Here is a 13,419-nt window from a genome sequence, read left to right as displayed (position 1 = left end):
GGGATTTCCGTCGCCGGGGGGTCTGATGGCTCCTGCAAGGGCGCCCGGGCGCCGGAATCACCGAAGGTTACCGCCTGGGCGCCCCTTACGCACACAGGACCGATCAGGTCGGCCGCCGACCCCCGTCGTCGCATATGCCAATGGAAATTCCGTGAAGGATGTGCCGAACCCCTCACAGTCATCCCTACCCACGTGGCACAGTCTTTCCACCGCCGCACGGCCTGGGCGTCCTCCTTGTCCATACCTTCGTCAGGGGTAGCGATGAGCACCGCCGTCTGGGACCTGCGCACCGACCAGGTCAGCTGGCAGCCCGAGGTCTACCGGCTGCTCGGCCGCGACCCCCGGCTCGGCCCGCTCAGCCTCGACCAGCTGCTCCGGGCCGACCGGCCGACGCTCCGCCGGGTGGTCACCTCCGTCCTGCTGCGCGGGCGGCCCGAATCGGGGCTGGTGCCGATCGAACGGCCCGGGGACGAACCGCGCCGCGTCCAGGTCACCGGCGAGCCCATGCTCGACCAGGACGGCCGGGTGACCGCCCTGCGGATGTCGCTCCGTCAGCTCGCCTGAGCCACCGGCCCCGCCGCGGCCTCAGGCCCCCTGCCGGGGCGCCGGCAGCACCTGGTGGATCTCCGCCCGCAGCTCGGCCACGGCCGGCACGCCCTGGTAGCGGCTGGACAGCCGGTACATCTCGCGCAGCCGGTCCCACGTCCGGGTCGAGGAGGTCTGGCCGATCGAGTTGAGCGCCAGCTTGGCGTGCGTCATCGCCCCCTCGGGCTCCCCGGAGAGCCAGTAGACCGAGGCCAGGGTGATCTCGTCGAGCAGACTGGAGCGCTCCCGGCCGGTGGTCGCCCGCAGGTCCATCGCGCGCTGCGCGTGCCGCTCGGCCAACCGGGCCGCGCCCGGGTCGTGCTCCGCCAGCGTCCGGTAGACCAGCGCCTGCATGCCGTGCAGCTCGGCCTCGTTGAAGGTGGCCATCCAGGTCGGCACCGGGAGGTCGCTGGGCCGGACGAACAGCTCCTCCGCCTCGCCCAGCACCCGGCGGGTGGCCTCCGCCCGGCCGAGCGCGGCCTGCGCCCACGCCTCCACGGTGTGCAGCATCGCGCTGGTCCGCGGCAGCATCCGGTCGCCGCTGCCGGCCCGGGCCAGCTGCATCAGCTCCAGCGCGTCGTCGGCCCGGCCGAGATGGAGCATCTGCCGGGCCGCCCGGGAGATCGCCTCACCCGCCCGCGGCCGGTCGTCCGCCTCCTTGGCCGCCTGCGCGGCGATCACGAAGTACCGCTGCGCGGTGGGCTCCAGGCCCACGTCGTGCGACATCCAGCCGGCCAGCACGGCCAGGTTGGCCGCGACCGTCCAGAGCCGCTGCTTCACCTCGGGCCGCAGGTCGTGCGTGAGCAGCCCGCCCACCTCGTTCAACTGGCCGACCACCGCCTTGCGTTGCAGGCCGCCGCCGCGGGAGGCGTCCCAGGCCCGGAACACCTCCACCGACCGCTCCAGCGCGGTCACCTCCTCCGCGCCCACCGGGCCGGGCTCGTACACGTCGATCACCGGCCGGGGCCCGCCCTGGGTGAGCACTCTCCGGGGGCCGGTCCGCCCGGCCGCGGACGCCACGTCGGCGCCCCGCATCCAGTCGTGCAGGTTGTCGCCGATGACAGCACCCGCGGCGAGTGCGGAGCCCGCACCCACCAGTCCGCGTCGGTTCAGCATGAGGTCCATTCCCGTGAACTCGGTGAGGACTTCAGCCGTCCGATCCGGCTCCCAGGGCTCTGCTGACGGCGTGCTGCCGGACCTGGTGGGCCGGTGTCGTTCCAGACCGAGGTCCTCAGTGGTGACGACACGGCCGAGCCGCTCGGTGAACACGGCGGCCAGTAGTCTCGGCACCGGATCGCGGGGGATCTCCCCCTGCTCGATCCAGCGCCGCACCCGCGAGGTGTCGGTGGACAGCTGCTGCTGACCCATCGCCGCACCGCGCCGGTTCACCAGCCTCGCCAACTCGCCCTTCGACCAACCGGTCAGGGCGAAGAGGTCGGCGAATCTGGCGTTCGGCCCCTTGCTCACGTGAAGCCCCCAGGATCCTCGGCTGCTTTCGACCCTAGTGCGCTGGCATGTGCCGCGCGACCATTCGCCACGCTTCGCCAGGGTCCGCCACATGGTGCACCAGTGCTGACCGGGTGTCAGGTAGAGATGCGCCACCCCGACCCCGGGTCGGAAGGCCCGAAAACGGCTCAGGGACTGCCCTGAGCAGTCGTCAACGGACTTTCCGGGGCCTCATCCGAGGGGGTGGCGCGGCAGGGTGGCGCACTGGCGCCGGGCATGGCCAGGGCAGGCGCACGGCACGCATTCCCCAGGATGCGGGCCGGGCCGACCGGCCGAGTTCCGTGCCCGGCGCCTGCGCTCCACCCCTCCGCCCCGGCGGTGCACCGCGACGGTGCACACCTCCGCCACCCGGGGCAGTCCGCAGCAGATACCGGCAGAGGTCAGCCGCCGGCCAGGAAGGGACCCTCACCACCCCATGTACTCCTCAGCGACCACCGGCACCCCCACCCAGACCCGTACCGCGCTGCGCCCCCCCACCGCAGCCGGCGGTCGCCCGGGCCAGAGCCCCACCCCGTACCGCGACCCGAGGGCGCTGGCCGCCGCACGCGGTCTGCTCCCCCGGCAGGCCGACCAGCTCGCGGCCCGCAACGGCACCGACCGGCTGCAGCGCGGCCGGGCCCTGGAGGCCGCCACCGCCGACCGGCTGGACCCGGCCGCCCTGCAGACCCCCGCGGTACGGGCCGCGCTCGCCAACATCGCGCGGATATGCCCTGGCTTCCTTCCCCGCCAGGTCCTGCGGGAAGGCAGCCGACACATCCTGATCGCCGGCACCATCGGCCGGGCGCCCGTGGTCGCCAAGTGCCTCGCCCCGCAGGCCCTGCGCAGCGAGCACGCCGAGCAGCTGATCGAACGCTTCCACCACGAGGTCTCGGTCTACCGGGCCTTCGTCCGGCACCGTCCGCCGGTCCGGCTGCCCCGGCTGGTGGCCGCCGACCACGACCGCTGCGTGCTGGTCATCGAGCGGGTGCCGGGCCGTCAGGCCGCCCGCGAACGGCACCCGGTCAGCGCGCCGACCCCCGGCGAGCTGCGCGCCGTACTCGGCTCGATCCGTTCGCTGAACCTCTGGCGGCCGCCGACCGACGTGTTCGGCAAGCCGCTCGACTACCAGCTGGAGATCTCCCGCTTCCACTCGGTCGGCCAGCTCACCGACCGGGACGCGGGCGACCTGCGGGCCCTGCTGCACGGCCTGGCCGGCAGCCCGCTCCAGCTCTGCCACGGCGACGCGCTGCTCGGCAACATCCTGCTCGCGCCCTCCGGGCCGGTCCTGGTCGACTGGGAGCAGGCCGGCTGGTACCTGCCCGGGTACGACCTGGCGGTGCTCTGGAGCGTGCTCTCCGGGGACTCGGCCGCCCGCCGCCAGATCAGCCAACTCGCGCAGTCCGGCGGGACGGTGGCGCGGGACGCGTTCCTGGTCAACCTGGTCCTGGTGCTGATGCGGGAGATCCGCCTGCACGATGTGCCCGGCGCGGGCGAGGAACAGCGCATCATGATCCGCCGCCTCTACGACGACGCAGCCCTCGCCCGCAGGGCCGTCCGCACGGCGGTCGGCACCCGCTGACGCCCTGCCGGACAGACGCTCAGCTTCCTGGCAGGCGGCGCTCCGGTCTACGGTCCAGGAGCTGCACTGTAGGCAGGTGCTCAGCGGTCGACTACCCAGGGGCTCGGGGAACTGCGAGGAGATCTGGCGTTCGGGTCACTGCGAAAGTGCCTGACCATCTACGGACAGATCACCTTGCACGAGGCCGGCGTCGCAGTTCCCCGAGCCCCTGACTCCGTAGCGGGCTGACCACCTGCCACCAGGGTCGGCACCGTAGCGGCGGGGCCGCACAGCAGCGCAGTGCTAGCCCAGGAGGGTGCGGGCGAGGGTGTCGAGGATGGCGTCCTCCGGGGCCAGGTGGGTGCGGCCGCTGAGGACGTCGCGGAGGTAGCGCTCCAGCGGGTGGCGGCGGCTGAGGCCGGGGTTGCCGGTGAGGGTGACGGCCTGTTGGACGGCTGCCGTGGCGGTGCGGTTGACCAGCAGCTGGGCGGCCCCGGAGCGGGCGGCGGCCGCCTGCTCACCCCGGTCCACCCGCGCGGCCAGGCCGAACAGCAGTTCCTCGGCGCCGATCAGCGACGCCTCGATCTCGGCCACCGCCGTCCGGTACCGGGGCACGGTCGCCAGCGGCTCGGTCAGATTGGCCGGTGTCCGCTGCCCGAGGAAGCGGATCAGCCACTCCTGGGCGGCCCGGGCGACGCCCAGGTGCACGGCGGAGAGGGCGAGTTCACGCCAGGCCCGGTCCAGCCGGTCGGCGGGCGGCTCCTCGGCCGGCGGGCGGGCCAGCCCGACCACCGCGTCGGCGGCCACCGCGACGTCGGTCAGCACCACGTCGTGACCGGCGCTCGCCCGCAGGCCCAACTGGTCCCAGACCGGGTCGAGTTCGATGCCGGGGCTGTCGCCCCTGACCAGGAACAGTCCGGTCCGCGGAACCGTTTCGTCGGTCCTGGCCCGGACCGCCAGCCAGGCCAGCGCCTCGGCGCCGGCGCAGAAGGTCTTCCGGCCGGTCAGCCGCCAGCCGCTGCCGTCCCAGCGGGCCACCGTGGCCAGTCGGCCGCCCGGCTCCGCGCGCAGGGTGTTGACCAACGCCGGGCCCCGGCGGGATTCGGTCAGCAGGCGGCGGTAGATCCCGGCCGGCCAGTTGCCGTTCCTGGCCTGCTCGGCGTGCTGGAGCAGGGTGAAGGCGGTGAGCACCGCCACCGAGGCGTCCCCGCGCCCGAGTTGGGCCAGCACCTGGACGGTTTCGGCCAGACTTCCGCCGGGTCCGCCGTAGCGCTGACCGATGGTCAGGGTGAGCAGCCCCGCCTCGTGCACGGCCTCGATGCCCTGGTACGGGAAGGTGGCGTCCCGGTCGTGCTCCTCGGCCCGGGCCGCCAGCAGGTCGACCACCCTGGGCAGCCGGACGAGGGCGTCCGCGAGGGGTGAGGTGCCATCAGTGACGGTCATCGGGGGTGCCTCCGGGCGGCAGCGTGGTGCGCGGCGAACTGCGGGCGGGCGCACCGGTGTGGGTGCGCGGAACCGTAGGCGGACGTCGGCAGAACGGCTGGATTCAGCCGGAGACGGACCGCCGGAGGAGTCGACTCCCCCTCAGCGGCCCGGACACGCCGCGCTCGCGGTACGCCGCAGATCCAGATGTCTGCGGCGGGTGAGCAGCAGGCGGCGACACGACATGCTGGTGACTGTACGAAGCGTTGATCGTCAGCGTCAAGCAAGGCCTGGCCGGAATCAGCCCTGCTGGAACATGTCCGCGGGGAGCGGCTTGAGCAGCTGGTAGAGATCGTCCGCGATCGGCCGGTCCCAGGAGGCGATGGTCACCTGGACGCCGTCGCTGCGGCCGAACTGGGCGCAGAACACCCGCTCCTCGCTGACCTTGACCTTCCGGACGATCAGCAGGTCGTCCCCGAGCATGACCGGGAAGTCCTCGGCCGAGACGAACTCGACCGGCTCCTCGTTCTCCAGCGCGGTGAGCAACTGGCGGATCTCGAACGGGACGCCGTCCTCGGCGTCCCGGGCCGGCGACCCCTCGGGCAGGTTGCCGATGAACATCGCGGGGCCACGGCCGCCGAACAGGTCGTACCGGAGGAAGATGCCCTGACAGGAGCCGTCCGGGCCGCTCATCATCATGGCGCCGAAGTCGCCCGGCCAGTCGCCGGGATCCATCGCGAGCACGTCGAAGTCCGGTCCCGCGGGAGAGCCGGAGCGGCGGCGGAGAAATGACATGACACCATCGTACGGTGCGGTCACGCCCTGCTCACGGGGCGGGTGGGTGCCCCGGGCGAGATCCACGCTCAGAGACCAATGTTGACTCTGAGCAACCGTCCGGGCTACGTTCGGTTCAGCACGACAGCCGCTGTGGACTCGATCCACCGGGGGGCGGCGTTGTCGCAGCGCGCCCTGGTGCGCGTTTCCTCATGCACATCGTCGTGCGAGACCCGTGTCACCTGCACAGGCACTTTCCGCTGTCCACCGACCGTCGAGTAGCGTCAGGCAGAGCACCACACAGAACACCCATGGACCAGGTTCGCGGGGCCCCGGCCCCGTCGCAGCTCGCGAACCTGCCCGGGACACCGCCGCGTGGGGGCGTGCGGATCCTGGGAACCCGGCACCGGCGTCCGAGTCGCTCTCGTTCGCCGGGGCCACGCCTCCCGGCGACGGCGCACCCAGGTGCGTCCGGGGTTCTACCTCGGGAGGGGTCCGGCACTTGTGCCCGGACCGTACAGCAGGCGCCGTGCCTGGACGCGTGGGGGCGTTGGGCACGGCGTCTGTCTGCTTCTTACTGTGGGCCGTTACTTGTCGAACAGTCAACGAGTATCGGGCCATCAGATTTCCTCCCGGTGTCGGAACGGGGTCCGCGACCTGACGCAGTAGCGGTCAGTTCGCGTCGGATCCGCCGACCCGCGAACCCAACTCGCCGTCCCGGGTACCCAGGACGAAGGCCCGCCACTCGGCCGGCGTGAAGACCAGGGCCGGCCCGTCCGGGGCCCGCCCGTCCCGCATCACGATGTACTCGCCGACGAAGGCGACCTGAACTGCGCCGTTGCCCTGGAGGTCGTCCGGGTCGCAGCCGAGCCACTCCGCCCCGGTGAGGTCCAGTTCGGGCTTCGGGCCGTGCCCCTGGGCCACCGCCCCGCCCTTGCCCGCCACGCTGGTGCCACTGTCGGCCGCCACTGGGTGCTCCTCCCTGTCGAACGTTGCCCCAGCGTATCCAGCCGGCCCGGGACCGGACCGGCTTGCGGCTTTCGCTCCTCCGCACGGGGCCGGATAAACCGTTCCGCCGCGCCCGCCACGGGTGCTGTGCTAGAGGGACACACCGGGCGGATCCGGTCGCGGCCGGGGGACGACTGCGAGAGTGTTGTCCCACGCCCCGTCAGGAGACGTCCCGTCAGACCGCGTACCGCAGAGGCCCGAGGAGCAGTCATGGAACGCCGGGAGGACCCCCGGGCCGATGTGATCCCCATCTCACAGGCCCCGTCCGCGCCGCACCCCGGCGAGCCGGAGCCCGAGGCTCCGCGCCACCCCCGGGCGGCCGGGCTCGGGCGGGTCGGCGTGGTGCTGGTCTCGCACAGCCAGCGGCTGGCCGAGGCGGTCGCCGCGCTGGCGGTCGGGCTGACCCGGGCCGACGATCCGGCGGCGGTGGCCGCCACCGGGGGCAGCCTGGCGGACGGGCTCGGCACCAGCGCGGTCCTGGTGGCCGCGGCGGCCCGCCGGGTGGACCAGGGGCACGGGGTCGCCGTGCTGGCCGACCTGGGCAGTGCGGTCGGCACCGTCCGGGCGCTGCTCACCGACGCGGACGAGCACGGTCTGCCGTTCCCGGTCCGGCTGGCCGACGCCCCGTTCGTGGAGGGGGCGGTGGCGGCGGTGGCCACCGCCAGCGCGGGCGGGGACCTGACGGCGGTGCTGGACGCGGCCGAGGAGATGTACCGCCAACGCAAGCTCTGAGCCCGGCGATCCACCCGATCGGCACCGGAGTTCACCGGATCCGCACGTCGGTGGTGGTCCCGCCGATAGCATGCGGCGCAGTGCGCCCGAGGCGGGGAGGCCGCGGGCCGACGGTGGGGGGAGCTTGAACATGCGGGTGGTCGTGACCGGCGGAGCCGGTTTCATCGGAGCCAACCTCGCCCGGGCCCTGCTGGCCCGTCCGGAGGTGGACCACGTGGCCGTGGTCGACAACCTCAGCACCGGCAGCAAGGCGAACCTGGCCGGCCTGGACGTGACCCTGCACGAGGGCACCATCCTGGACCCGGCCCTGCTGGACGACGCCTTCGCCGGCGCCGACGCGGTGGTGCACCTGGCCGCGCTGCCCTCGGTCCCGCGCTCGGTGGCCGATCCGCTGGCCAGCCACCACGCCAACGCCACCGGCACCCTGGAGGTGCTGGAGGCGGCCCGCCGGGCCGGCGTCGGCTACCTGGTGGCGGCCTCCTCGTCCTCGGTCTACGGGGCCAACCGGGAGCTGCCCAAGCGGGAGACCATGCGGACGGCGCCGATGAGCCCGTACGCGGTCAGCAAGCTGGCCACCGAGGCGTATCTGGCGGCCTATCACCACTGTTACGGGCTGGGCGTGCTGCCGCTGCGGTTCTTCAACGTGTTCGGCCCGCTGCAGCCCGCCGGGCACGCCTACGCGGCCGTGCTGCCCGCCTTCCTGGACGCGGCGCTGGCCGGGCGGCCGCTGACCGTGCACGGGGACGGCGGCCAGAGCCGGGACTTCACCTACGTCGGCACGGTCACCCAGGTGATCAGCGAGGCGGTGGTCCGCCGGGTGGTGCACGCCGACCCGGTGAACCTGGCCTTCGGCACCCGGACCACCCTGCTGGAGCTGATCGACGAGATCGGCTCGGTGCTCGACCTGCCGCTGACCGCCGAGCACGTCGACACCCGCCCCGGCGACGTCCGGGACTCGCAGGCCGACAACAGCCGGCTCCGGGAGCTGTTCCCCGAGGTGGTGCCGGTACCGCTGCGCGAGGGCATCGAGCGGACCGCCGAGTGGTTCCGGACCCTCTGACCCCGGACCGGACCGGGGCACCGCGCCCCGGTCAGGCCGGGTCGCCGGTGGGCGGGGTGAAGACGAACACCGTCTCGGCCTTGCCGGCCAGCGCCACCTCCAGCCGGTAGCGGGCGTAGTCGTCCAGCTCGGGCAGCTCGGTCGGGGCGAACCAGGCCACCTCCAGCGACTCGTCGTCGTTCACCCGCGCCTCGCCGGAGACCCGGCGGCAGCGGAAGGTCAGGTCCAGGTACTGGCTCTGGTCCCCGTTCGGGTAGCTGATCGGCGGCGAGACGGTCACCGCGGCCAGCGCCACCGGCTCGACCACCAGACCGGTCTCCTCGAACACCTCCCGGACCAACCCGTCGGCGGGCTGCTCACCCGGGTCGAGGATGCCGCCGACGATCGCCCAACGACCCGAGTCGGACCGGCGGTTGAGCAGCACCCGGCCCTGCTCGTCGCGGACCACCGCCCCCACGCCGGAGAGCCAGAGCGGGCGGGTGCCGACGACGGAGCGCAGCTCCGCCAGGAAGGATGGAATGGCCATGGCCCGACCCTATGCGGTCGGGCCCCGCCGGTGCCCGGCGAACCCCCGGGTCAGTGGCCCCGGCGGACCGTCGGACGGGCCGGGCAGCCGACCACGGTGGTGTCCGCCGGTACATCACGGGTGACCACGGCGGCGGCGCCGACGAACGCGTACCGGCCCAGCCTGCGCCCCTGCAGCACCACGGCGTTGCTGCCGACGGTGGCGCCCTGCTCCGCGTGCACGGACCCGGACACGTTGCCGCCCGGATAGACCGTCACCAGCTCGGCCAGCACCGTGTCGTGGCCGACCGTCGCGTTGTAGTGCACCTGGCTGTGCGCGCCGATCCGGACGCTGCTGGAGACGTACGCTCCCCCCATCACCAGGCAGCCGGGGCCGAGTTCGGTCTCCGGCGCGACGATCGCCCTCGGGTGCACCAGCGTCACCGGGTGCCCGCCGAGACCGCCCAGCAGCGCGGCCAGCCGGGCCCGCACCGCCGGATCGGCGATCCCGATCAGGTACCCCTCCCCGGCGGCCAGCTCCTTCGGCGCCCGCACCGGCAAGCCGCGCACGGTGCTCCCCTGCGCCCGGTCGTCCAGGAACCCGGCCACCGGCACCCCGGCCGCCAACGCCGTGTCCAGCGCCTCCCGCCCGACCCCGCCGGCCCCGACGATCCACATGTGCACCACCTCCGGTCGTACGCTCCAGGGGCCCGGGGAACGGCGGCGCCGGCCTCGGGAGTGTTCAACGTACGTGAATGGTCAGGGACTTTCGCAGTGACCCGAACGCCGGATCTCCTCGCCCACGCGGCGGAGCCGCACGTCGGCGGAGCCCCGGGCCCCTGGACAGCTCAGGAGGCCTCCTCGACCGGGATCCGCGGGGCCGTCGCCTGCCGGGGCAGCACGATGCGGGTGGTGGTGGTCGTCGGGACCGGGAAGCCCGGGTTGACCCCGCCGACGGCGGTGATCCCGGCCGGGCGGAGCAGTTGACGGGCGGTCATCAGCAGGATCCGGAGGTCGAGTCCGACCGTCCGGTTGGTGATGTACCAGAGGTCGAGCTCGATCCGCTCCGGCCAGCTGATCGAGTTGCGCCCCTTGACCTGGGCCCAACCGGTCAGGCCGGGCCGGATCGCCAGCCGGCCCCGCTGCCGGGGCGAGTAGTGCACGACCTGCTCGGGCAGCGTGGGCCGGGGCCCGATCACGCCCATCTCGCCGCGCACCACGTTCCACAGCTGCGGCAACTCGTCCAGGCTGGTCTTGCGGAGCAGCGCCCCCAGCCGGGTGATCCGGGGTGCGTCGGGTTCGTCGGCGAAGCGCTTGTCCCGCATGGTGCGGAACTTGAGGATCTCGAACTCCGCACCGGCACGGCCGGTCCGGGTCTGACGGAAGAGCACAGGGCCGCCCATGGTGCAGCGGATCAGGATCGCGATCACCAGGCCGAGCGGAAGCGCGATGCTTCCGGCCAGCGCGGTGACCACGAGGTCCCCCCCTCGTTTCATTTCTCCCCCAGCGGGTGTGGTGTGAGGTTGGCTCAGCCGACCGACCAGGCCAACCGCTTGGCTCTGGCCACGGCCGCGTAGGTCTCCAGGGAGACCGCCGCGACGCCGCGCTGGTCGAACTCGGCCAGGGCGCGGCGACGGGCCGCCGCGCCCAGCTGCTCACGCAGGGCGGGCTCGGTGAGGAGCCGGCCGAGCGCGGTGGTGAGGGCTCCGGCATCGCCGGGCGGGGCGAGCAGCAGGTGCTCGCCGTGGGTACCGATCTCGCGGCAGCCCCGGATGTCGCTGAGCACCATCGGCAGGCCGCTGGCGGCGGCCTCCATGGCGGAGCGGGAGAAGCCCTCCCGGTAGGAGGGCAGGACGAAGACGTCCAGTGCGGCGTACAGCTCGGGCATGTCGGAGCGGCTGCCGAGGAAGTCGACCCCGGCCTCCTCCGCCGCCAGGGCGTCCGGCTTGTCGGCGTCCTGCGGGCCGATCCAGCAGAACCTGGCCTTGCCGGCCAGCGCGCGGGCCGCCGACGCGTACTCGACGATGCCCTTCTCGGCCACTCGGCGGCCGACCCCGGCCACCAGCAACTCGTCGTCGGCGACGCCGAGTTCGGCCCTGATCCGGGCCCGGGCGGCCGGGTCGGGGCCGAACCGGGAGAGGTCCACGCCGTTGCCCACCACCCGGGAGCGGCGGGCCGGCACGAACCGGGCCAGGGTCTGCCGGTCCTCGCCGTTCTGGTACAGCTCGGCGTGCGAGAAGCGGGCCGCGACGGCCTCCGCCCCGAGCACCAGCAGCCGCTTGGCGAACGGGTCGTGGGCCTGCGCCCAGAGTCCGTGGCAGGTGTTGACCACCACCGGGACACCGGCCAGCCGGCCGAGGATGCGGCCGAGCACGCCGGTCTTGGGATTGTGGGTGTGCAGCACGTCGGGCCTGATCCGGCGCAGCGCGCCGAGCAGTTCGCGGGCGGCGGCCAGGTCGGCGCCCGGCTGCCAGGCCCGGGTGAGCGAGGGCAGCGGCTCGTGCCGGATGCCGATCGCCTCGAGCTGCTCCAGGTACGGGCCGGGGGCGCTGAGGCCGTAGGTCTCGAAACCGGACTCGACGTCGACCCGCAGCTCGGTGGCCAGCAGCAGTTGCAGGCTCATGTCCACGGTGGTCAGGTGGACCACCCGGAGCGGGCGGCCGCCGGGGCCGCGCAGCCGGGGTGACGGCGTCTCAGGCACGGGCGCCGACCGCCTTCGCGGTGGCCACGATCCGGGCGTAGGCCCGCTCGGGGAGCAGCCGGCCGTACAGCTTGGCACGGTAGAAGTCGATCGGGTCGGTCCGGCGGACCGGGACCCGGCAGAACCGGACCGGGTCGAAGCCGGGGTCGTTCCGGCCGACCCGTCCGGTGGCGGAGGTGCGGAACCGGGCGCGCAGCGCCTCGTCCATGTGCGGAACGGGGACACCCCAGGTGTAGGCGAAGTGCTTCGGACGGGTGCCGAGGTGCTGCTCGACGTCGTCGTTGCAGGCGTCCAGCTCGGCGGTGCTGAGCAGGTCGGGGCGGGCGTGGCTGCGGGTGTGGTTGGCCACCGTGCAGAGACCCGAGCCGGCCATCTCCCTGAGCTGGTCCCAGCTCAGGCCGGGGGCGCCGGACTCCTTGGCGGTCGAGCCCTCCCAGCGCATCTCGCCGCCGACCTGGCCGCTGGCCAGGTAGACGGTGAACGGCAGGCCGCGCTCCCGGAGCAGCGGCCAGGCGTTCTCGTACACGTCGGCGAAGCCGTCGTCGAAGGTCAGCACGGTGCTCGGGGTCCGGCGGCCGGCCTCCAGCCGGTCGGTGGCCTCGTCCAGGCCAACCACCCGGCTGGGCGGCAGCTCCGCCAGCAGGTCCATCTGGGCGGTGAAGTCGGCGGTGGTGACGTCGAGTTCGTCGGCGGAGCCGCCGCCGACCCGGTGGTAGATCAGTACCGTGGCACCCTCGCCGGGGACACCCCCCGCCACCCGTGCCAACTGCTGCTTGACCCTGCCCCGGATGTCTCCGGACACAGCGGTGCCCGCCATCGTTCCCCCCTCTGCGATGCCCTCCCCGGCACCGCAAGTGGTCCAGCGCACGGCGGCAGTTGCCGACCGGGCGGGACCCAGACTAGGGGGATGTGTGGGGCTGATGCCCGGAAGTTGTGAAAGAAGCGCGCAGATAGGCCGAAAATCAGCCGGTCCGATCAGCTCGACGCCGGACCGGACCGGATCTGACCGGCGCATTCACCCCGCGTACGCCGGGGCGAAGGGTGATCGGGTGGGCCTACAGCGCGGTCCGCTCGCCCCGGCGGAGCACCGCGAAGGCGATCCGGCCGAGCAGCAGCACGCCCGCCGCCAGGCAGCCGGCCACCGCCATCGCCCAGGCGGGGCCGTCGCTCTCCGGGACCAGCACGGCGGTGAGGATGCCCATCGCGATGCAGGCCGCGCCGACCACGGTCAGCAGCACCTGGTGCCGGTGCAGGGCCGCGCCGGCCCAGATCCGGGCTGCGGGCTTCCCGCCATGATCACGTTGCGTCTCTCCCATGCCACCCACGGTATACCCGTCGCCCGATCCGTGACGGCCGCCGGGCCCCGGCCCGGCGCACCCTACCGCGACCGCTCCGAGCCCCCGGCGCGCTCCCGCGAAATCTCGCCGAAACGCCGTACAACCATCGGTGCCCCCGAGTGGTCTCCACTACATTGAGCGATCCGGATCGAGCCCGGCCGCCGGTCGGGACGGTGCCCACACACCGCCCGCCGGCCGCCCGGGCCCAGCAGAGCCAGCAGCAATCGAGAGCAGCGAACCAGGCCGTCCGCGG

15 protein-coding genes are annotated in these 13,419 nt (G+C 73.5%); 4 read left to right on the top strand and 11 right to left on the bottom strand.

Annotated elements, in window-relative coordinates; genetic code table 11:
• Positions 1-261: 261 nt before the first annotated feature.
• Entirely contained in the window at positions 262-564 is a 303-nt protein-coding gene (locus ACIRPK_RS28815; protein WP_403043553.1) for a hypothetical protein, read from the top strand.
• Positions 565-585: 21 nt separating this feature from the next.
• On the opposite strand, the gene ACIRPK_RS28810 is transcribed toward ACIRPK_RS28815, so the two are convergent.
• Entirely contained in the window at positions 586-2,052 is a 1,467-nt protein-coding gene (locus ACIRPK_RS28810) for a hypothetical protein (protein ID WP_403043551.1), read from the bottom strand.
• 454 nt (positions 2,053-2,506) lie between these two features.
• On the opposite strand from ACIRPK_RS28810, the gene ACIRPK_RS28805 reads away from it, so the two are divergent.
• A complete protein-coding gene (locus ACIRPK_RS28805) occupies positions 2,507-3,649 on the top strand; it encodes an aminoglycoside phosphotransferase family protein (RefSeq protein WP_403043549.1) in 1,143 nt (380 codons plus the stop codon).
• Between the two features lie 282 nt (positions 3,650-3,931).
• Here the strand turns inward: ACIRPK_RS28805 and ACIRPK_RS28800 are convergent, their stop codons facing one another.
• The 4 genes from ACIRPK_RS28800 to ACIRPK_RS28785 form a co-directional block, all read right to left on the bottom strand.
• Entirely contained in the window at positions 3,932-5,071 is a 1,140-nt protein-coding gene (locus ACIRPK_RS28800; protein WP_403043547.1) for an acyl-CoA dehydrogenase family protein, read from the bottom strand.
• 141 nt (positions 5,072-5,212) lie between these two features.
• A complete protein-coding gene (locus ACIRPK_RS28795; protein WP_403043652.1) occupies positions 5,213-5,296 on the bottom strand; it encodes a putative leader peptide in 84 nt (27 codons plus the stop codon).
• Between the two features lie 54 nt (positions 5,297-5,350).
• Positions 5,351-5,845, bottom strand: coding sequence for a hypothetical protein (locus ACIRPK_RS28790; protein WP_184922226.1), 495 nt, complete (start codon positions 5,843-5,845; stop codon positions 5,351-5,353).
• A 651-nt stretch (positions 5,846-6,496) separates the two neighbouring features.
• On the bottom strand, positions 6,497-6,769 hold the full coding sequence (locus tag ACIRPK_RS28785) for a DUF397 domain-containing protein (protein WP_403043649.1): 273 nt from the start codon (positions 6,767-6,769) through the stop codon (positions 6,497-6,499).
• A gap of 273 nt (positions 6,770-7,042) precedes the next feature.
• Between ACIRPK_RS28785 and ACIRPK_RS28780 the strand changes: the two genes are divergently transcribed.
• Both ACIRPK_RS28780 and ACIRPK_RS28775 read left to right on the top strand, forming a co-directional pair.
• Complete coding sequence (locus tag ACIRPK_RS28780; protein WP_403043544.1) at positions 7,043-7,564, top strand: PTS fructose transporter subunit IIA; 522 nt, start codon at positions 7,043-7,045, stop codon at positions 7,562-7,564.
• Positions 7,565-7,694: 130 nt separating this feature from the next.
• Positions 7,695-8,624: an NAD-dependent epimerase/dehydratase family protein gene (locus ACIRPK_RS28775; protein ID WP_403043542.1), complete on the top strand. Its 930-nt coding sequence runs from the start codon at positions 7,695-7,697 to the stop codon at positions 8,622-8,624.
• A 31-nt stretch (positions 8,625-8,655) separates the two neighbouring features.
• Here the strand turns inward: ACIRPK_RS28775 and ACIRPK_RS28770 are convergent, their stop codons facing one another.
• From ACIRPK_RS28770 to ACIRPK_RS28745, 6 genes are all read right to left on the bottom strand, one after another.
• Complete coding sequence (locus ACIRPK_RS28770; protein ID WP_403043539.1) at positions 8,656-9,150, bottom strand: NUDIX hydrolase; 495 nt, start codon at positions 9,148-9,150, stop codon at positions 8,656-8,658.
• Between the two features lie 50 nt (positions 9,151-9,200).
• A complete protein-coding gene (locus ACIRPK_RS28765) occupies positions 9,201-9,806 on the bottom strand; it encodes a NeuD/PglB/VioB family sugar acetyltransferase (protein WP_403043536.1) in 606 nt (201 codons plus the stop codon).
• Positions 9,807-9,976: 170 nt separating this feature from the next.
• Complete coding sequence (locus ACIRPK_RS28760) at positions 9,977-10,624, bottom strand: sugar transferase (RefSeq protein ID WP_403043534.1); 648 nt, start codon at positions 10,622-10,624, stop codon at positions 9,977-9,979.
• Positions 10,625-10,656: 32 nt separating this feature from the next.
• Positions 10,657-11,829 (bottom strand): glycosyltransferase family 4 protein, encoded by a 1,173-nt coding sequence (locus ACIRPK_RS28755; protein ID WP_403043531.1) that lies wholly within the window; start codon positions 11,827-11,829, stop codon positions 10,657-10,659.
• Positions 11,822-12,646, bottom strand: a complete 825-nt coding sequence (locus ACIRPK_RS28750; RefSeq protein WP_403043528.1) for a polysaccharide deacetylase family protein — start codon at positions 12,644-12,646, stop codon at positions 11,822-11,824. The genes ACIRPK_RS28755 and ACIRPK_RS28750 overlap by 8 nt, the downstream gene beginning before the upstream one ends.
• Before the next feature lie 238 nt (positions 12,647-12,884).
• On the bottom strand, positions 12,885-13,145 hold the full coding sequence (locus ACIRPK_RS28745) for a hypothetical protein (protein ID WP_403043525.1): 261 nt from the start codon (positions 13,143-13,145) through the stop codon (positions 12,885-12,887).
• Positions 13,146-13,419: the final 274 nt, after the last annotated feature.

The sequence above is a fragment of the Kitasatospora sp. NPDC101801 genome (assembly GCF_044766665.1).
In the GTDB taxonomy this organism is placed as follows: domain Bacteria; phylum Actinomycetota; class Actinomycetes; order Streptomycetales; family Streptomycetaceae; genus Kitasatospora.
Note: the sequence above shows the minus strand (reverse complement) of the source record. Positions and strands in the feature narration are given on the sequence as shown.

Bases quoted from the DNA above. Each gene is read 5' to 3' on its own strand.
- ACIRPK_RS28775 (WP_403043542.1), top strand. From the start codon at position 7,695: ATGCGGGTGGTCGTGACCGGCGGAGCCGGTTTCATCGGAGCCAACCTC.
- ACIRPK_RS28745 (WP_403043525.1), bottom strand. From the start codon at position 13,145: ATGGGAGAGACGCAACGTGATCATGGCGGGAAGCCCGCAGCCCGGATC.
- ACIRPK_RS28750 (WP_403043528.1), bottom strand. From the start codon at position 12,646: ATGGCGGGCACCGCTGTGTCCGGAGACATCCGGGGCAGGGTCAAGCAG.
- ACIRPK_RS28780 (WP_403043544.1), top strand. From the start codon at position 7,043: ATGGAACGCCGGGAGGACCCCCGGGCCGATGTGATCCCCATCTCACAG.
- ACIRPK_RS28795 (WP_403043652.1), bottom strand. From the start codon at position 5,296: ATGTCGTGTCGCCGCCTGCTGCTCACCCGCCGCAGACATCTGGATCTG.
- ACIRPK_RS28770 (WP_403043539.1), bottom strand. From the start codon at position 9,150: ATGGCCATTCCATCCTTCCTGGCGGAGCTGCGCTCCGTCGTCGGCACC.
- ACIRPK_RS28815 (WP_403043553.1), top strand. From the start codon at position 262: ATGAGCACCGCCGTCTGGGACCTGCGCACCGACCAGGTCAGCTGGCAG.
- ACIRPK_RS28760 (WP_403043534.1), bottom strand. From the start codon at position 10,624: ATGAAACGAGGGGGGGACCTCGTGGTCACCGCGCTGGCCGGAAGCATC.
- ACIRPK_RS28805 (WP_403043549.1), top strand. From the start codon at position 2,507: ATGTACTCCTCAGCGACCACCGGCACCCCCACCCAGACCCGTACCGCG.
- ACIRPK_RS28790 (WP_184922226.1), bottom strand. From the start codon at position 5,845: ATGTCATTTCTCCGCCGCCGCTCCGGCTCTCCCGCGGGACCGGACTTC.
- ACIRPK_RS28765 (WP_403043536.1), bottom strand. From the start codon at position 9,806: ATGTGGATCGTCGGGGCCGGCGGGGTCGGGCGGGAGGCGCTGGACACG.
- ACIRPK_RS28800 (WP_403043547.1), bottom strand. From the start codon at position 5,071: ATGACCGTCACTGATGGCACCTCACCCCTCGCGGACGCCCTCGTCCGG.